General features: G+C 41.8%; 18 protein-coding genes and 1 riboswitch. Of the genes, 5 read left to right on the top strand and 13 right to left on the bottom strand.

Features of this window, described 5'->3' with window-relative positions:
• Positions 1–26 precede the first annotated feature (26 nt).
• From NSQ52_RS02655 to NSQ52_RS02640, 4 genes are all read right to left on the bottom strand, one after another.
• Positions 27–365 carry a n-acetylglutamate synthase gene (locus NSQ52_RS02655; RefSeq protein ID WP_342473891.1) on the bottom strand — a complete coding sequence of 113 codons (339 nt, stop codon included), beginning with the start codon at positions 363–365 and terminating at the stop codon, positions 27–29.
• A 127-nt stretch (positions 366–492) separates the two neighbouring features.
• Positions 493–1,185 (bottom strand): alpha/beta fold hydrolase, encoded by a 693-nt coding sequence (locus NSQ52_RS02650; protein WP_045035109.1) that lies wholly within the window; start codon positions 1,183–1,185, stop codon positions 493–495.
• Positions 1,186–1,211: 26 nt separating this feature from the next.
• Positions 1,212–2,576, bottom strand: coding sequence for a UDP-N-acetylmuramoyl-tripeptide--D-alanyl-D-alanine ligase (murF, locus tag NSQ52_RS02645; protein WP_024720484.1), 1,365 nt, complete (start codon positions 2,574–2,576; stop codon positions 1,212–1,214).
• An 81-nt stretch (positions 2,577–2,657) separates the two neighbouring features.
• Positions 2,658–3,740, bottom strand: coding sequence for a D-alanine--D-alanine ligase (locus tag NSQ52_RS02640; protein ID WP_039169882.1), 1,083 nt, complete (start codon positions 3,738–3,740; stop codon positions 2,658–2,660).
• A 184-nt stretch (positions 3,741–3,924) separates the two neighbouring features.
• On the opposite strand from NSQ52_RS02640, the gene NSQ52_RS02635 reads away from it, so the two are divergent.
• Complete coding sequence (locus NSQ52_RS02635; RefSeq protein WP_008346934.1) at positions 3,925–4,245, top strand: thioredoxin family protein; 321 nt, start codon at positions 3,925–3,927, stop codon at positions 4,243–4,245.
• A gap of 339 nt (positions 4,246–4,584) precedes the next feature.
• Positions 4,585–4,734 (top strand): Fur-regulated basic protein FbpB, encoded by a 150-nt coding sequence (gene fbpB, locus NSQ52_RS02630; RefSeq protein ID WP_017366658.1) that lies wholly within the window; start codon positions 4,585–4,587, stop codon positions 4,732–4,734.
• A 98-nt stretch (positions 4,735–4,832) separates the two neighbouring features.
• On the opposite strand, the gene NSQ52_RS02625 is transcribed toward fbpB, so the two are convergent.
• The 8 genes from NSQ52_RS02625 to NSQ52_RS02590 form a co-directional block, all read right to left on the bottom strand.
• Positions 4,833–5,168: a hypothetical protein gene (locus NSQ52_RS02625; RefSeq protein WP_017366657.1), complete on the bottom strand. Its 336-nt coding sequence runs from the start codon at positions 5,166–5,168 to the stop codon at positions 4,833–4,835.
• Between the two features lie 117 nt (positions 5,169–5,285).
• Entirely contained in the window at positions 5,286–6,053 is a 768-nt protein-coding gene (locus tag NSQ52_RS02620; protein WP_342473890.1) for an ABC transporter permease, read from the bottom strand.
• Entirely contained in the window at positions 6,031–6,957 is a 927-nt protein-coding gene (locus NSQ52_RS02615; RefSeq protein ID WP_024720481.1) for an ABC transporter ATP-binding protein, read from the bottom strand. The genes NSQ52_RS02620 and NSQ52_RS02615 overlap by 23 nt, the downstream gene beginning before the upstream one ends.
• A 126-nt stretch (positions 6,958–7,083) precedes the next feature.
• Complete coding sequence (locus tag NSQ52_RS02610; RefSeq protein ID WP_026050049.1) at positions 7,084–8,325, bottom strand: dicarboxylate/amino acid:cation symporter; 1,242 nt, start codon at positions 8,323–8,325, stop codon at positions 7,084–7,086.
• Positions 8,326–8,402: 77 nt separating this feature from the next.
• A riboswitch (cyclic di-AMP (ydaO/yuaA leader) is annotated at positions 8,403–8,536 on the bottom strand.
• Between the two features lie 63 nt (positions 8,537–8,599).
• Positions 8,600–9,622: an AI-2E family transporter gene (locus tag NSQ52_RS02605; RefSeq protein ID WP_007496515.1), complete on the bottom strand. Its 1,023-nt coding sequence runs from the start codon at positions 9,620–9,622 to the stop codon at positions 8,600–8,602.
• Between the two features lie 208 nt (positions 9,623–9,830).
• Positions 9,831–11,099, bottom strand: coding sequence for a C4-dicarboxylate transporter DctP (gene dctP, locus NSQ52_RS02600; protein ID WP_007496516.1), 1,269 nt, complete (start codon positions 11,097–11,099; stop codon positions 9,831–9,833).
• A 124-nt stretch (positions 11,100–11,223) separates the two neighbouring features.
• Positions 11,224–11,907: a response regulator gene (locus NSQ52_RS02595; protein WP_039166112.1), complete on the bottom strand. Its 684-nt coding sequence runs from the start codon at positions 11,905–11,907 to the stop codon at positions 11,224–11,226.
• Positions 11,904–13,508 (bottom strand): sensor histidine kinase, encoded by a 1,605-nt coding sequence (locus tag NSQ52_RS02590; protein WP_162837050.1) that lies wholly within the window; start codon positions 13,506–13,508, stop codon positions 11,904–11,906. Before NSQ52_RS02590 ends, NSQ52_RS02595 begins: the two co-directional genes overlap by 4 nt.
• An 82-nt stretch (positions 13,509–13,590) precedes the next feature.
• On the opposite strand from NSQ52_RS02590, the gene NSQ52_RS02585 reads away from it, so the two are divergent.
• Positions 13,591–14,688 carry a TRAP transporter substrate-binding protein gene (locus NSQ52_RS02585; RefSeq protein ID WP_096881033.1) on the top strand — a complete coding sequence of 366 codons (1,098 nt, stop codon included), beginning with the start codon at positions 13,591–13,593 and terminating at the stop codon, positions 14,686–14,688.
• A 26-nt stretch (positions 14,689–14,714) separates the two neighbouring features.
• Here NSQ52_RS02585 and NSQ52_RS02580 read toward each other — a convergent pair whose 3' ends face one another.
• Positions 14,715–15,545: an EcsC family protein gene (locus NSQ52_RS02580; RefSeq protein WP_342473889.1), complete on the bottom strand. Its 831-nt coding sequence runs from the start codon at positions 15,543–15,545 to the stop codon at positions 14,715–14,717.
• A gap of 156 nt (positions 15,546–15,701) precedes the next feature.
• Here NSQ52_RS02580 and NSQ52_RS02575 point away from each other — a divergent pair, with 156 nt between their 5' ends.
• Both NSQ52_RS02575 and NSQ52_RS02570 read left to right on the top strand, forming a co-directional pair.
• Positions 15,702–15,962, top strand: coding sequence for a GlsB/YeaQ/YmgE family stress response membrane protein (locus NSQ52_RS02575; protein ID WP_003214275.1), 261 nt, complete (start codon positions 15,702–15,704; stop codon positions 15,960–15,962).
• Positions 15,963–16,191: 229 nt separating this feature from the next.
• Positions 16,192–17,469: an Nramp family divalent metal transporter gene (locus tag NSQ52_RS02570; RefSeq protein WP_008346963.1), complete on the top strand. Its 1,278-nt coding sequence runs from the start codon at positions 16,192–16,194 to the stop codon at positions 17,467–17,469.
• The last annotated feature ends 61 nt before the right edge of the window (positions 17,470–17,530 follow it).

The following is a 17,530-nucleotide window of genomic DNA, read 5'->3' as shown; positions in this document are numbered from 1 at the left end:
TTTCAACAAGACAGAAATGGATATATCTACTGCTCGACAATGACCGATTCACCTTCACTTTGATCTCCGTCCATCCATTTCCACTTTTCAAACAGTTGAATTTTTCCGTTATCCAGCTGCTTAGGAGTGGAATGACATGAACCGCTTCTCATGCTGCCATCCTTACTTACATGGTGATATCTAAAATGAAGTGCTCCGTCTTTATTCACAGTTCCTACAAGCACGCCAGATTGAATATTGCCGCCTTGATATGTGCCCGTTAAAATATTCCCGTCCTGACGATATTGAAATATGGTTCCTTCCGATACTTCCCCATTGCTCGAATTAGACTGCGGGATAAAGGTTTTTCCGTCATATTGAAACAACCGAATCGACCACCTTTTCTTACCTATTGTAACATAGGCCTGTCACTCATTCGACAAAAATGATGCAAATTTTAACAAGTGGGATTCAATTTATATTAGTTTAGCCACATTTTAGCTTTTCTATAGATTAAATTGTTTTTTTTAGAAATTGTTCTACTTTCTCAAACAATTGCTGTGCACAAGGCTCATGACAAACGTGATGTTTACAATCAGGTAAATAGAACATTTCTTTCTGACGGGACGGGATTTTATGATAAATGAATTCTGCACTAGAAGCGGGGACGATCCCATCACTTTCACCTTGAACGATCAAGACAGGTAGATGAAGCTTTTCAAGAGAACCTTTCGTTTGCTTCACCAATTTCATAAATTCTACAGCAGCTGATAGCGGTGTACTCGTCAGCTTATGACGATATCGATCATACAATGGGTTCGTCTCAATCAAACCAGACAAGGATTCCTTCACCATCTGCCTTGTGTCTTGAATCATTTGTTTTGGGTTTACATATTTAGCAGCAGCACTTAACAGAACAAGACGGGCCACTGGATACTTCGCTGCTAAATATGAGGCAATCATCCCGCCCATAGAAAAGCCGACCAAATAAATGGTGTCACATGTTCGGTAAAGGGATAAGAGTTCTAATTCAGCGGTGGCAATCCACTCCTGATAGAGAATGCCTTTGAGCTGAAGTTCCTCCCCATGCCCCGGAAGCGTGACAGATTGTACCGTCCAATCTGTCGTCTGCTTTAAATATTCCGCAAGCGGCTCTACTTCATACGGGGCACCAGTAAAACCGTGTATACATAGACAGCCAATCACCCTGTCACCTTCTTTGCCGATCTGATTTATAGTGCAGTAATAACGTCTTCCAATCTCATGCCACGGGAAGCTTTGACCAGAACGACATCGTCAGGTCCTGCCACATCCGCTAGTTTTTTCTTCAATTCTTCTTTGTCCATATAAGAAGACACGCGGTCGTCTCCAAATGCTTTCTTTGCTCCTTCAGCAATGAATGCGCCAAGACGGCCAAACGTTAAAACATGATCAATAAACTCAGGCTTGATGTACTCCCCTACTTCAAAATGATAGGTCTCTTCTTCACTGCCCATCTCCAGCATATCTCCGAGAACGAGTATGCGGTTAGCAAAGCCATCCATATCTCCTACAAGATCAATCGCTGCTTTCATCGACGTAGGACTCGCATTATACGCATCGTTGATAACCGTGATGCCCTTATCTGTTTTAAACAGTTCTAAACGCATGCCTGTCAATTTCGTTTGCATCAGCCCTTGGGCAATTTGTCTTTCATTCAGACCGAAATGCTGGCCGATTGCAATAGCTGCAAGAGCATTCTTTACATTGTGTTTCCCTAATACAGGAATGAGAAACCCTTGAGCATATCCCTCCACTTGAAATTCAGTGCCTTCAGCGAGTTGGTGAATGTGAATCACCTTGATATCACAGTCCTCTGATTCTCCAAACGTTTTTACGCTGCGTGCCAGGGCATTTGCTCTTTGGCGGAGTAAAGGCTCGTCTCCTAAATAATAAAAAGTCCCATCCTCTTTTAACCCTTTTGTGATCTCACATTTTGCATCTGCAATGGCTTCTCTTGATCCTAAATCCTGCATATGAGATTCTCCAATATTCGTGATGACAGCTGCATCAGGTTCAGCGAGTTTAGATAAAAATTCGATTTCCCCTTTTGCACTCATGCCCATCTCTAGTACAGCAATCTCGGTTCCTTCTGGCATCGCAAGGATGGTCAGTGGAAGTCCAATGTGATTATTAAAGTTGCCATCTGTTTTGTGGACTCTGTATGTCGTTTGTAGGACAGAATGGATCATATCTTTCGTCGTTGTTTTGCCATTACTTCCAGTAATACCGACAACTCGAGGGTTTTCCTCTTTTAAGTATGATTTTGCAAGCTGTTGGAGTGCTGTCAAAGTATCCTCTACAAGTATGACAGGTACACCGAACGGTGGATTCGCTTCTGTTTGATTCCAAAGAACCGCTGCCGCTCCAAGCTCCACTGCTTTTGAAGCAAAAGTGTGACCGTTAAAATGTTCCCCGATAAGCGGGATAAATAGTGCGCCTTTTGATACTTTTCGTGTATCTGTTGTCACTCCGTGTATCTGTTCTTCGCCAAAAGCTTCATTCGATAATGTGCCACCAGCCATTTGGGCGACTTGTTTCACTGTACGTTTGATCATGTTTTTTCGCCTCTCTTTCTCATATCACGTTTGAAGGAAAAGAGACACTACCTGTAGGATAGTGTCTGCTTGCTTCTTACATTAAAAAGTGGTTTTAATGGTTTGTTTTTCTTGATGGCGTTCAATTGCAAGTGACACCAGCTTCTCAATCAGCTCAGGATACTCTACACCAGTATGTTTCCAAAGCAGCGGGAACATACTAAAAGGTGTGAACCCTGGCATTGTATTCACTTCATTGATCAGCACTTCGCCTTCTTCTGTTAGGAAGAAATCTGCACGTACGAGGCCAGATCCATCAATGGCTTTAAATGCCTTAATCGCCATATCGTGAATTGTCTTGTACTCTTCCTCTGACACACTCGCAGGAATGATCAAATCTGTATCGCCATCTTCATATTTTGCTTTGTAGTCATAAAAATCTGTTTTAGGTGCAATTTCACCAACGACTGAGCATTTCGGCTCGTCATTTCCTAATACACCAATTTCAATTTCTCGTCCTACAACGCCTTCTTCCACAACAACACGACGATCATATTGGAAAGCCAAATCAAATGCTGTTTGCAGCTCTTCTTTGCTGCGGCATTTACTAATTCCGACACTTGATCCCATGTTGGCAGGTTTCACAAAACAAGGATACCCGAGAACTGCTTCTACCTGTTCTAGACTGTCTGATATGGCTTTCTCATAATCCTTTTTATTGAAGGAAAGATGCTTTGCCTGCGCAAGCCCAGCTTGAGCAAACACATCTTTCATCATGACTTTATCCATACCCGCAGCAGACGCGAGAACGCCGTTACCGACATACGGGATATTCATTAGTTCAAGTAACCCTTGCATGGTCCCATCTTCACCATTTGGCCCATGTAGCAATGGAAAGACGACATCAATCTTTTCATCAGCTGATGCAGGCTGTGGAAACATGCTTTCATTTAAAGAAGTTGGTAAAAACGTCTTTGCATTTTGTTCAAATTGAAGCATTTTGACGTTTGATACTGGTTCAGTGAGTTTTTCTCCTCTTAGCCATTCGCCCTCTTCTGTAATATAAATTGGATGTATATCGAACTTCTCAGTGTTAAGTGCTTTCGTAACTGCAAGGGCTGTTTGCAGTGATACATTATGTTCGGCTGACTTTCCGCCGTAAACCAATCCTAAACTTATTTTCAATGGATACTCCCCCCACTAAAATTCATCTTTACTATCTTATCACTTTCAAGCAAAAATGCTCTAATTAATTTTTGTTGTTACGGAATTGAAATGATTTGTAAAGGTTGTAAGCGCCCCCCGAGCATTTGTATGTCATTCGCCTTTATTTTATATTAAAATGACATTGAAAAGGAGTTGTGACAAATTGAAAAAAATTACAAGCACTGAACAATTCAACGAAATCATTCAATCAGACAAAGAGGTCATCGTTAAATTCTTTGCGACATGGTGCCCTGATTGCACTAGAATGGACATGTTCATTCCAGACATCTTAGAGGCTTATGCTCAGAATGAATGGTTTGAAATAAACAAAGACGACTTTCCTGAGTTAGCTGAAACGTATCAGGTCATGGGAATTCCTAGCCTGTTAATTTTCAAAAATGGCGAAAAAACAGGTCATTTACACAGTGCCAACGCTAAATCACCTGAAGAAGTCACAGAGTTTCTTCAAGAACACGTTTCATAACTCATTTGAATGGAGACATCAGCCAACTCATGCTGGTGTCTTTTTTTATATCCTTTTAAATCAAGTCTCTTCATAAGACGAGATGTGCGGCTAAAATGTTTCAACATCGGCAGGAATGTTTGATCTGATTTCATGACAAGGTTTGACAGCGGATTATTTCCTGGGAAAGAATTCATCGTCGATATGGATGGGAATATGTCGGTTACGTGAATTTTCTGAATTGAATCTTTACTTATGACATTCTGCTTTGTATAATGGAGTTGCTAATTGAAAATGATTATCAATTTCATCTGTGTGAAATCTTATAGAGTCCATTCTACCAAAGGAGCGTTGAGTTACATGTCTAAGAAGAAAATCAAAACGTATCAGCAATTGATTGAAGAAAACAAGGAAGCGATCATGCGAGACCCTAAGATGATGGAAAGTATATACGCAACCATCGACAAAAAGCACCAGAAGCAGCTTGCCGCTGCTGGACGTGAATCATAAACACAAGAAGAGCAGTCAAACAGATGGCTGCTTTTTTATTTGCCTGAAGAAAAGAAAAAGCCGATAAAATCTATTCTTCGATTTTATCGGCTTTTGTTTTAATGTGATTTCGCTACACGGTCTTGTTTCATTCCTAAATAGATGAGCATATATGTTAGATAACCCATTGTCATCGTTAAACCACCAAAGAAGAATTGTGAAAACACGGGTTCTTCAAATGTCGTAACGGCAGCAAGAACGATCCAGCTCGCATATAAATAGACCATGAACCATTTCATGTTTCTTTTAAGTGTATACAGAAAGAAAAGACCCGCTAATGAAAAGATCCCTAGCGCTAGTCTGAAATAAACAAGATGATCAAACTGGAAGGCAAAAGACACAAACGAAAACGACAACAGCAACAAAATAGGTAAAGCCGTAATAAAATTTTTCACGATAGTGCCACCTCCATGACTCTGTCTTATTATAAGACAAAACCAGCCGGTTATCGTGAAATACAGACTCGTTTTCACAAAGATGTCACGAATTTTTCTTGTTATTTGACACAATTTTTACACATTTACATCACGCTTCCAAAAAAGGAGCCAAGCAGCACCAACAAAGAAAACGAAATGCGCCCCTACAATGAATAGCGAAAACAGAGGGCTCATGCCCTGAAAGAGCGGCGGACCTTGAAAACTGTATTGTGTGAAGTCCGTATTAGCGAAAAGTAGAATTTTCCCCCACTGATTTTCTAACAGAGACATGATCGACACTAATGATTTCGCCGCGTATAAGACGAAAAATGAAGTCACAAGTGCAATCAGACTGTTTCTAAACAAACTTGAGCACAGAAAAGCAAAGCTTGCCATCATGACTACTTCCACCCACTGTGATCCAATCACAACAAATGTGTGCAGAAATAACCGCCCAGTGCTTTCATCAAAATCAGTACCAAAGAAAATAAGGCCAAAAAGAAAAGCGAACACATAATAAAAAACAAACAGGTAAAGGACCATCAGCACAAGTGTGATATATTTTGACAAGAAAATATGAAGCCTTGTCTTCGGCCTGATCAACAAGAACTTGATGGTTCTTTTTTGAAACTCTGTTGAGATCAATGTGGCGCCAATCACGACAGCGAACACTTGTAAAATAAACACAACATTCGTGGAATAAGCAAAATAGTTCGCGACTGTATCTTGCCCGCCAAGCCCGGAAATGACTCGTTTCAATGCTAGAGCCATCGTCAATTGAAAGACAACAATCAGTCCAAGTGCAATGAATGTGATCTTTTGTCTCGTGATTTTTTTATGTTCATTCTTGATGAGTTGAAGCATCTGCCGTCCCGCCTTCCGTCCATTTCATAAAGGCCTCTTCAATTGATTGTTTTTGAGGCGTCATTTCAAGTACATCAAATTCTGCTAAGACAAGCTGTTTATTCAGCTCCGGCACACGGTCTTTTTTCAGTTGAACCAGCACATGCTGCTCCCTTTGTTCATATGTATATCCTTGCGTCTCTAGCCATGAAACTGCCTTTTCTACTGGCTGAATATTCATCAGCACCTGCTCTTTTCCTTCCATGTCGCGAAGATTTGTATTGGCTTTGATCTGTCCTTTTTGGATGATGATCATGCGGTCACAAAGCTCTTCTACTTCATGCAAAAGATGTGTAGCAAATAACACAGAGACACCTTCTTCTTGTACAAGCATTTGCAAGTGCTCTCGAAACTCCTTCATTCCTGCGGGATCAAGCCCATTTGTTGGTTCATCTAAAATGAGCAGATTGGGCTTATGCAAAATGGCTTGTGCAATCCCGAGCCTTTGTTTCATCCCTAGTGAATACGTTTTGACCTTCTGGTGAATGGCGTGCTCCAGACGAACTCTTTTTACCACTTCAAAAATGCGCTCTTCTGAAACTCCATCATGCATAGACGCATACAGCTCAAGGTTTTCAAAACCTGTTAAATATGAATAAAATTCCGGATTTTCTATGATCGCCCCAACAGATGACATCGCTTTTAGATGATCATCATCTTGAGAATATCCATTAATGATGATCCGGCCGTTGTTTTTTTTCATCAAGCCAACAATCAATCGAATCAAGGTCGTTTTTCCAGACCCATTCGGTCCAAGTAAACCGACAATTTCTCCTTGCCTAATGTCCATCGAAATATGTTGCAAAATTTGATGCCGGCCAATTTGTTTATCGACGTTCTCTATGTGTAGAACAGCAGACTGCAAAGTGGTTCCTCCTTCTGATGTAAAACCTATGGCGGCAGTTACGGCCGCTCATCCTGTAAAAAGTATATCACGCTAGACAAGCCGTTCCACGAAAAAAAGGGCTGATCCAGTCAGCCCTTTTTGTTGTTACAGTGATAAATTAGGTGTTGGTGCTTCCTTCTCATGTTTCTTCTCGGTTTCAGATACAATCACCGCACATGCTGCGTCACCTGTAATATTGACCACGGTTCTTGCCATGTCTAATAAGCGGTCTATGCCAAGGATCAGCGCAATGCCCTCAACAGGAAGATTCACGGAATTTAAAACCATGGCTAGCATGATGAGCCCTACCCCTGGGACACCTGCTGTGCCAATACTTGCTAGTACTGCCGTTAAGACAACTGTCAGCATTTGAACAAGGGTTAATTCAACTCCATACACTTGTGCGATAAAAATAGTCGCAACCCCTTGCATGATCGCTGTACCATCCATATTAATGGTCGCACCTAGCGGCTGCACAAAGCTTGAAATAGGTTCTGGCACCTTTAAGCGCTTTTGAGCTGTTTCCATTGATACTGGCAGCACTGCGTTACTGCTTGATGTACTAAATGCCACAACCATCGCTGGAGAAAATCCTTTGAAGAATGCCATTGGATTTCGTTTAGCTAATAGGGCAACGGTTGACCCATAGGTCAGGAAGAAATGCAAGATCAGCGCAATTAAGACGACTGAGAAGTAAAGTCCCATCGCTTTCATGGCATCGAGCCCCTGACTGCCAATCGCCGTTGCGATCAAACCGAATGTCCCGTACGGTGCGAATTTCATCACAACACCGACAAGATACATCATTAATTCATTTCCTTGTTCAAACAGCTTCAGCAAACCTTCTGTTTTTTTACCGAGCAAGGCAATGCCAAGACCTAAAAATACACAGAAGACGATAATTTGAAGCATATTTCCTTCAACTAGAGATTGGACTGGATTGGTTGGAATAATATTGAGTAGTGTGTCTGCCATTGATGGGGCTTCCTCAGCGGAATATTCTGCCGCTTTCGTATCAAAATTGCCAAATGTGCCTGGCTTAATAAGTAAGGCCAATGAAATGCCAATAATGATGGCAAAAGTCGTAGTGAGTAGAAAGTAAGTAATGGTTTTTACGCCGATTCTGCCAAGTTTTTTCGGATCGCCAAGGCCTGCTACACCAAGTGTGATCGAAAAGAAGACAATCGGTACAACTAACATTTTAATCAGGTTTAAGAAGATTTGACCTAGAGGTGTAAATAGATAAGGGTCTAACACTTTGAATACATTTGGAGCAAAAATGTTGAGCAGTAGTCCTGTGATTGCACCTACAATTAAAGCAATAATAATTTTCGTCGCAAGCTTCAATAAAATCTCCCCTTCCTCGTCAAAAAGGCCCACGAGAGAGTCTTCTCGTGGGCCTGCGTGTCCATACGTGTACCACTGTCTACTCTCTTCACGCTGATGAGGTTAGCTGACGGGTTAGGACGAAGAGATGTCCTTTTTTCTTAAATAAGAAAAATTCACCCCAAAAACTTGGGTCCCCCATTCCTTTAGAAGGATTAAGCGTGTGGTAATATGATATTTTCATACTATTTATACCTTATTTTTAGAAAATTGTAAACAGGTTCATATGAACTTTTTAATTACTTTCTTCCTTATTCGTGACCTCCAAGATATCTAAGATAAACACAAAGATTGGGATGCCGATAATCAGTCCCCAAATGCCAATATAGTGTTCAGAAAAGATCAGGACAATAAACGTGAAGAAAATAGGGAGCTCTGTTTTAGCTGACATGAGCTTCGGATTTAAGAAGTAGGCTTCAATGGCATGGATGATCACGATCACCAGCACAATATATAGGACGTACATTCCGCCTCCAAGTGTATACGCAATGATGCTGAGTGGAACGAGGGAGATGACCACACCCGCTACCGGAATTAAACCTAACAAGAAGACCATGACCGCTAATCCAAATAATTGCGGGAAGCCCATAATGCCAAGCGCAATTGTCGTTAAGACACAGTTAACTGTTGCAATGATGAACTGTGCTTCAAGTACCTTACCAAATGTTCTGGAAAACTTACGTCCAAAGAAGGCAATTTCATGATAGAACACGGAGATTTTACTCGTTTTGAACTTATTCATGAATTGAATGAGGCGTTCCTTTTCGAACAGGAAGAACATGCTTAATATTAAGGACATAATGACCTGGATACTGAACGTGCTGAAATCTGTTAAGTATGTATAGAGGAAATTAAACCCTTTCTCGAAGAAAGAAGATATTTTGAAATCTCCGAACACATTGGTGACGACGTCAAAGAAGGGTAAATCTTGTGGATGATCTGCAATCTTTTTCCCTAAATGAAATAACTGTTCCACCTGTTTAGCAATGATGGGCACAAACACAAAGCCGCCAAACGTCAATCCACCAGCCAGAAGGATGTACAAAATGGTGATGACTGATTTCTGTCCTATTTTCAGGAAGCGATTTAAAAAGCCTCTTATGACCTCTTCTAACCGGTTCATTAAAAAAGTGAAAATGAAGGTCAGGAGGATTAAATTCATCATTCCTCTTAATAGATATAATGCTGTGGCTAATACTACAAATACTGAAAACCTCTTGACACCAGGTTTTTCAAACAATTTAAAAAATGCCGCCATACGTTACACACCTGCCAGGACTAAAGTCTATTTTTCGTTGGATCTCATATTCATTATATCGGATCTTTCTGTAAATTATATAACAAAAGGTCAATGAGGTCTTACGATTCGTCCTAAATTAATCAAGCTTTTATGTTTTTTCTTTTTTACACAAGAAAAAACCGAACCCCATGTAGACATAAGGTTTCGGTTTTTGGTTGTTTTTATACTAGACAGCCTGCTTGATATTTCGCATTTCCTGTAGCGCTGTTTTACTCTTCGCTTCGTCAAATTCCCCTTCACTTTTCGCTACAACAATTGTAGCAATTCCATTTCCAATCAGGTTCGTAATCGCTCTTCCTTCACTCATGAAACGGTCGACCCCTAATAGCAGTGCAAGACCTTCTAGCGGGATAACCTGAAGTGCAGCAAGTGTAGAAGCCAGCACGATAAATCCGCTTCCTGTGACTCCAGCTGCTCCCTTTGATGTGAGCATCAGAACAAGGATAATCGTGATCTGCTGTCCGATGGATAGATCCACCCCAAACACTTGCGCTAAGAAGACCACGGCCATGGACAAGTAGATTGAGGTTCCATCTAAGTTAAAAGAATAGCCTGTCGGAATGACAAGTCCAACAACCGACTTAGAGCACCCGTAGCGTTCCATTTTATCCATCATTCTTGGCAAGACAGATTCTGAAGAACTTGTGCCAAGAACAATTAAAATTTCATCTTTGATAAAACGGAGATAACCGAACAGGCTGAAGCCATACATTTTACAAATGATGTTCAGCACGACGAAAATAAACAAGAACATCGTCATATAAACGGAAAGCATCAGACTAGCCAGTGGTTTAATTGAAGCTAAACCGAAGTGTCCGATTGTATAAGCCATTGCTCCAAATGCCCCTAATGGCGCGGCACGCATGATGTAACCAATGATTTTAAAGAAGACAAGCGACAGCTTATCAAGCCATTCGATGATGCCTTTCCCCTTCTCGCCAAGTGCAGCGAGCGCAACACCGAATAAAATAGAGAAGAATAAGACCTGTAAAATATCTCCCTTTGCAAAGGCATCTACCATGTTAGATGGCACAATGTGTGTGACAAACTCCATCCAGTCGATACCCTGTCCCCCATTTTGGGTATATTGCGAGACATCCCCTTTTTCAAGCTTACTATAGTCAAGACCCGCTCCCGGCTTCATGATATTGACCACAAACAGTCCAATGACAAGCGCAAGCGTCGTCACAACTTCGAAATAGATAAAAGCTTTTCCCCCAACTTTTCCAACCTTTTTCATATCCCCCATCTTGGCAATCCCAAGTACGATGGTTAAGAAAATAATGGGTGCAATGACCATTTTCACTGCATTAATAAATGTATCACCAAGCGGCTTCATTTCTTTCCCGACGTTTGGCCAAACCATCCCAACAATGATCCCGATAATGACAGCTGCAATGACCTGAAATGTCAAGTTCTTCAATAGCCTCTTCATAAAAAATCAACTCCCTCACCCTTTGATGTAAACGCTTAACTGTTATCTGTAGGTAAATGATAGCGATTTCATCAAAGGCTGTGAAGCTTATGGACATATCGTACATTTTGGTCTTTTTGGTCTCTTAGTCAGAATGTACGATATATTTATTCACAGGGCGTCCGACCCCGCCATATTGCATATCTAATTTCAGCTCGCCTTCTTTTACAAGGAAGTCTAAATAACGGCGTGCCGTGACACGTGCAATCCCAAGTGCATTGGCGACTTCCTCTGCAGACTGCGCTCCTTCTTGCAGACGCATATAGGCTTTAATTTCATTCATCGTATGCACATTCAGCCCCTTAGGAAGCCATGTCTCTTCCTGCTTAACTGCAGGCTTTCGTATGATATCATCGAGCATCTCTTGAGAAAATTCTGCTGCGGTACGAATTTTTGATTTGAACGCTTTATAGCTTTCAAGAGATTCTTTCATCCGTTCAAACTTAAATGGCTTAATGATATAATCTCGGGCACCATTTTGAAGCATGGTGCCGATCGTCTCTTTGTCCTTTGCTGCCGAAATAACAATCACATCCACCTGCATCTTTTGCTTTCTGATGTCTTGCAGTGTTTTGACGCCATCTTTTTTAGGCATATACACATCGAGCACCACAAGATCTGGACGAATGTCTTTGATCAGCTGGATGCCCTGCTCGCCATTTCCTGCTACAGCCGCAACTTGAAAGCCAGGGACACTCTTAATGAACTCTTTATTGACTTCTTGCACCATCGGGTCATCTTCAATTAATAGCACCTTAATCTGAGTCATCTGTCTCTCTCCTCTATTGTCATTGGGAATTCGATTGAGAAGGTGGTACCAATGCCGATGCTTGATGTGACTTCTACATTTCCCATCCCTTTGTCGATAATCGTTTTTACAATATACAGTCCGTAGCCTGTTCCGCCTTCTTTACCGTGAGTAAAGCCTTTGTCGAAAATATGAGGAATCATGTCCTCTTCTATTCCAGATCCATAATCTTCAATTAAGATCGCGAGGACATCCTCTGTTTGATCAATACTAATAGAAATGAGTTTTGTGTCTCTTTCTACAGTATCATACGCGGCAAAGGCGTTCTCGATCAGGTTGCCAAGTAGCTTCGTCATATCATGCTGATCCAGCCGCTCTGGGAAATCGCGCAGACTGCTATTTTCATCTACTTCAACCTTTATGCCTAGCTCCTTGCCCCTTCTTATCTTGCTCATCAATAAACCTGCCACTGCGTCATGCTGTATCACACGGTGGAGAAAGTCCGTCACATGCTCCTGCTCTTCGGTCGTTTGAAACGCTAAATCGAGTGCTTGATCGGCTTTCCCCAGCTGAATTAATCCCGCAATTGTATGAAGCTTATTCATATGTTCATGATTTTGCACCCGTAGGCCATCAACGAAGTTCTTCACCCCGGTTAATTCCTCCGCTAATTTGGCCGCCTCTGTCCGGTCCTGAAAAATCGCAACCGCTCCGATGATTTTCTTTTTCATCACAATCGGAATTCGGCTGCTCATGATCCGCTTTCCGCTCATATGAATTTCTTCATTGTAGACAGGTTCTGCACGGTCAATGATTTCTGGAAGCCTTGTATCTGACAGCACATCCCAAATATTTCGGCCCACTACATCACCTGTCACGCTGAAAATTTGCTTTGCTTTTTCATTAAAAATGGTGATCATGTGCTGGTTATCAATGGCAATGACCCCTTCATTAATGGAATGAAAGGTAGCGGTGCGCTCCTCTAGCATTCTGACAATCTCATGCGGTTCCAGCTTAAACATTTGCTGTTTAATATGACGGGCGAGCAAAAATGAACCGACAAGACCAAAGCTGAGCGTGAGCAAAAGGATCATGAGGATATCCTGCTTCATTTCTCCTAATATATCTGCCATACTCGGCAATGTTCTTCCGACTAGTACAACCCCTGTTTGGTTAAATTTTTCATCCTTTACTGGATAAAAGGCTCTAATGGCTGTGCCAAGCTCTCCCTGTGCTTCTGAGAAATAGATATGCTCTGCAAAGGCAGGTTCTTCATCTGTCCCCTCAGAGCGCTGGCCAATCCTCGTTTTTACTGGATGTGTCAATCGCACGTGATCCATATCCATGACAACAATGTAGTCAGCATCTTGGATAATCCGAATCTCTTCAATGGCATGCTGCAACCGAGCACGCTCCTTTGTCTGATCATCCAATGCCTGCTTTACCTCATTCATCTCAGCTACTGTTCTTGCCGTGTTCATGAGCCTTTTTCGAAGTTCTCGTTCCTCTGTTTGCTGAATTCCCCCGACTAGAACAATTCCTCCGATTAAAAGGGCAAAAATGACAACGAAATATGTGAGGATGGTGAGCTTCCATCTAATAGATAATTGTTGTAATTTCAGTCGATTTCTCATCATTTTTTCACCTGTATCTTTACGAATTCTTCCTCTGTCAAGTATCCTTGACATAAGGGGGATCTGACGCATGAAGAATTTACTCGCCTATACGCTATTGCTCATCATCGGTTTTGTAACCGCTTTATACTTTGGTTTTTATCATATGATGCCTAAATCAGCGACGATCTTCGACGATGAACAGACTGGGCTGAAGGATCAGCTTGTGTTCAAATTCAGCCATGTTGTCGCCGATAATACCCCAAAAGGGCTGGCTGCAAAGAAATTTGCTGAGCTTGTTCATGAAAAATCCGACGGCAGGATCAGCATTCAAATCTTTTCAAACGGGAGTCTTTATTCTGATATTGAAGAAATTAATGCACTAAAAGAGAATCAAGTTCAATTTATTGCTCCGTCTACGTCAAAGCTCGGCATGCTGTCCCCTGAATGGCTGGCACTTGATCTGCCCTTTGCCTTTTCTAACTACGATGCTGTCCAAGAAGGGTTACATGGTGCGATTGGACAGAGACTGTTCGGCACACTGCAAAAAGACGGACTAAAGGGAATGGCCTACTGGACAAATGGCTTTAAGCAAATCACTTCGAATAAAGGCCCAATCAAGCAGCCTAGTGATTTAAAAAAGCAATCTCTCCGTATTATGCAAAGTGATATGATTGAAAAGCAATTCAAGCTTCTTGGCGCAAAACCCTATCAGGAATCGTTTAATTCAACTTTTCAGCTGCTAGAAACAAAAAAAGTAGACGGTGAAGAAAATACAATTTCAAATATTTATTCAAAAAAATTCTATCATATACAAGACTATATGACGATCAGTAATCACGGGTATTTAGGGTATGTCGTCTTAACAGATCAATCCTTTTTTGATCGTCAAACGCCTGAGACGAAGCGAATTTTACTCGAAGCGATGGAAGAAACAACGGCATGGAACGAAAAACATGCCGAACAAATGAACAAGGATCAGCTGGAGGATATTAAACGCGAATCTCCAATTGCCATACACGAATTAACACCAGCAGAGCGGCAAAAATGGATGAAGGCGCTCGATCCTTTGTATGATGAAGCAGAAAGGATCATCGGTTCCACCTTGATCAAACAAATCCGCGAGCTCCGGGCACGCTATGAATATTCTCCGATTCAAGCGTTTGAAGAAGATGCTGAGACCAAATAAAAAATCCCTTCGAGAAAGGGATTTTTTTATGCGCCGGAGTCACGCTGTTCTTGCTGAGCGAGCTCCTCTAATCTTGTTAATATTCTGCGCTTTCGATATTGCATGATGCCTGTTTCGGCAATTCCTTTTAACTGTGAGCGGTTGGACGCTGCACCAAACAAAATCCCCGCAATTGGGACAAGTTGAAACAGCTTCTTCCAGCCAAACGAATCACGGTAGTTATATACGACCTCACGCCATCCTTGAATTTGAGAGATCATGTTTTCGTGCTTCCCTTCTGATGCATGATAGCTCTTCAGCTCTTTTAATATTGATTTTTTCCCAACAACGTCAGCAGAATTCAACTGTAAACATTTAATGATAAAGACTCGTTCTTCTTTATTTTTCGGATCATAGCCATAGGTGACGGCGATATCCTGTAATGTTTTTAAAGAGAGACCGAGGACAGCCGGAATATCTGCCGCTAATGTAAACATACCTCCGACACCTGTTGTCGCACCTTGTACAGTGGCGAGGTTTGTTCGGTTTTTCCCCATCTGATCACTAATGACATCCATAACCTCGATCGGAGCCGCCTCAATATCTTCAATACGCTGAATCGATTCATCGGCACATTTCTTTTGAAATTGATGAATAATGCCTTTCTCTGACGTCAAATAGACACCGCCTGATTGAATGTAGTGCCCCATCTCATCTAATAACACACCGATTTTCTTTTGAATAAAGGCAGGGGTCAGCTTGTCCAGCATTTGAAATGGAAGCCGGCTAAGTTTCTCCCAAAACCATACCTTTTGCTGGTCTTTCTCCCATTTTTCAATCTCTTTTAATTGTGCTTTTAGCCACTCTCTTTCCTCCATGCCATTTGCCTCCTTAGATGCCGTTCAAGTATATGTCTGTTATTATACACAATCCTTGTCCATCATACGTATCGAACATTGAAGCGGTTCCGAAAGGTTTTAATCTCTTTTAAAACGGTTATTGCTTAGTAAACAAACAAAAGAGGAGTGATCAACATGTTAGGATTTCTGATTTCATTAGTTGTGGCGATTGTCATTGGTCTCATTGGGAGTGCACTAGCTGGAGGCAGTGTACCAGGAGGCTGGATCGGTTCAATGATTGCTGGGCTTGCAGGTGCTTGGATTGGTCATGGATTACTTGGAACGTGGGGTCCTAGTCTGGCAGGATTTGCGATCATTCCAGCGATCTTAGGAGCAGCCATTTTCGTCATTATTTTAAGCTTGATCTTCCGCAGCGTTGGATCAAGGGTTTCTTAAAAAACGATACAAAAGAAGAGGAAGCAGAGGATGCACCGCCTAAGATAAGAGGCGGTGTTTTTTATGTGTTGATTGACAAGGTATCTATTTTTTTCACTTACATATGATAAACAAACCTATTAGTTCAGATAGTTGACTTTTCATGAAGATGGGCATATGATGATTAAAAATTGCATCGAGGAAACTTTTTGTGCCAAAGCAAAACTTTGTAGAATCTAGGTGATGACATATGACAAACAAATACATCGAGGCACAGGCCCACATGTCAGTGGCAGCGGAGCGTGCACTTGAAGGAAAGGTGAAGGGATTTAGAAGGCTCCTTCCTTTTCTCGGACCTGCTTTTATCGCAGCCATTGCCTATATTGATCCAGGAAACTTTGCGACCAACATTGCCGCTGGCTCGAAATATGGCTACCTTCTGTTATGGGTCATTCTCATATCCAATCTCATGGCCTTACTCATCCAGTCTTTGTCTGCAAAGCTTGGAATCGCAACAGGGAAAAATTTACCTGAAATTGCTCGAGAAGAGTTTCCAAAACCAGTCTCGATCGGTTTATGGATTCAGGGCGAACTCGTCATTATCGCCACAGATTTAGCCGAATTTATCGGGGCTGCCCTTGGTTTATACTTACTCTTTCGTATCCCGCTGCTTGAAGCATCGATTATTGCAGCGATCGGTTCTTTTGCCATTTTAGAGCTCCAAAGACGAGGTTATCGAGCATTAGAAGCAGGAATTACCGGTATGCTGTTTGTTGTCGTGATTGCTTTCGCTGTACAAACCTTTGTCGCCAAACCTGATCTTGCAAGTGTCGCCGGTGGACTGTTCATTCCAAGGTTTGAAGGGACAGACAGCGTACTGCTTGCCGCTGGTATTTTAGGCGCTACGGTGATGCCGCATGCGATCTATCTCCATTCAGCCTTAACGCAAAGAAGAGTCGTCGGCAGAACGGAAAAAGAGAAAAAGCTGATTTTTCGTTTTGAGTTTTTAGACATCCTCATTGCGATGGTAGTTGCTGGCGCCATCAATGCCAGCATGTTGATTGTAGCAGCTGCTTTATTTTTTAAAAATGGTCTTTTTGTTGAGGATTTAGATGTAGCATTTCAGCATTTTGGAACTCTCGCAGGTCCTGTATCAGCGATCTTATTTGGTGTAGGTCTGCTTGTAGCCGGACTTTCCAGTTCTTCTGTCGGTACACTGTCAGGCGATATTATTATGCAAGGTTTTATTCAGTACCGAATTCCGCTGTATGTCCGCCGGCTAATTACCATCATTCCCCCTATTGCGATCATTGCATCTGGGGTCAATCCGACATCTGCGCTTGTGATGAGTCAAGTGGTCTTATCCTTTGGAATTGCGTTTGCTTTAATTCCGCTCATTTTGTTTACAAGTAAAAAACGAATTATGGGCGATTTGACGAATGCTCGCTGGGTGACCGGAATATCTTGGGTGATAGCAGCTCTTGTTGTCGCACTGAATCTGTTTTTAATTGTGGATACGTTTATGTAAAAGACAGTGATCATGCTGTCTTTTATATCGGGTTGTGGTAGAATTTCCCTTGAGAGGATGT

Origin of the sequence: Bacillus sp. FSL W8-1141, assembly GCF_038593205.1 — a bacterium.
GTDB lineage: Bacteria > Bacillota > Bacilli > Bacillales > Bacillaceae > Bacillus > Bacillus altitudinis.
This window is presented reverse-complemented; position numbering and strand designations above follow the sequence as displayed.

Bases quoted from the DNA above. Each gene is read 5' to 3' on its own strand.
- murF (WP_024720484.1), bottom strand. From the start codon at position 2,576: ATGATCAAACGTACAGTGAAACAAGTCGCCCAAATGGCTGGTGGCACA.
- fbpB (WP_017366658.1), top strand. From the start codon at position 4,585: ATGTCTAAGAAGAAAATCAAAACGTATCAGCAATTGATTGAAGAAAAC.
- NSQ52_RS02620 (WP_342473890.1), bottom strand. From the start codon at position 6,053: ATGCTTCAACTCATCAAGAATGAACATAAAAAAATCACGAGACAAAAG.
- NSQ52_RS02605 (WP_007496515.1), bottom strand. From the start codon at position 9,622: ATGGCGGCATTTTTTAAATTGTTTGAAAAACCTGGTGTCAAGAGGTTT.
- dctP (WP_007496516.1), bottom strand. From the start codon at position 11,099: ATGAAGAGGCTATTGAAGAACTTGACATTTCAGGTCATTGCAGCTGTC.
- NSQ52_RS02595 (WP_039166112.1), bottom strand. From the start codon at position 11,907: ATGACTCAGATTAAGGTGCTATTAATTGAAGATGACCCGATGGTGCAA.
- NSQ52_RS02585 (WP_096881033.1), top strand. From the start codon at position 13,591: ATGAAGAATTTACTCGCCTATACGCTATTGCTCATCATCGGTTTTGTA.
- NSQ52_RS02580 (WP_342473889.1), bottom strand. From the start codon at position 15,545: ATGGAGGAAAGAGAGTGGCTAAAAGCACAATTAAAAGAGATTGAAAAA.
- NSQ52_RS02575 (WP_003214275.1), top strand. From the start codon at position 15,702: ATGTTAGGATTTCTGATTTCATTAGTTGTGGCGATTGTCATTGGTCTC.
- NSQ52_RS02570 (WP_008346963.1), top strand. From the start codon at position 16,192: ATGACAAACAAATACATCGAGGCACAGGCCCACATGTCAGTGGCAGCG.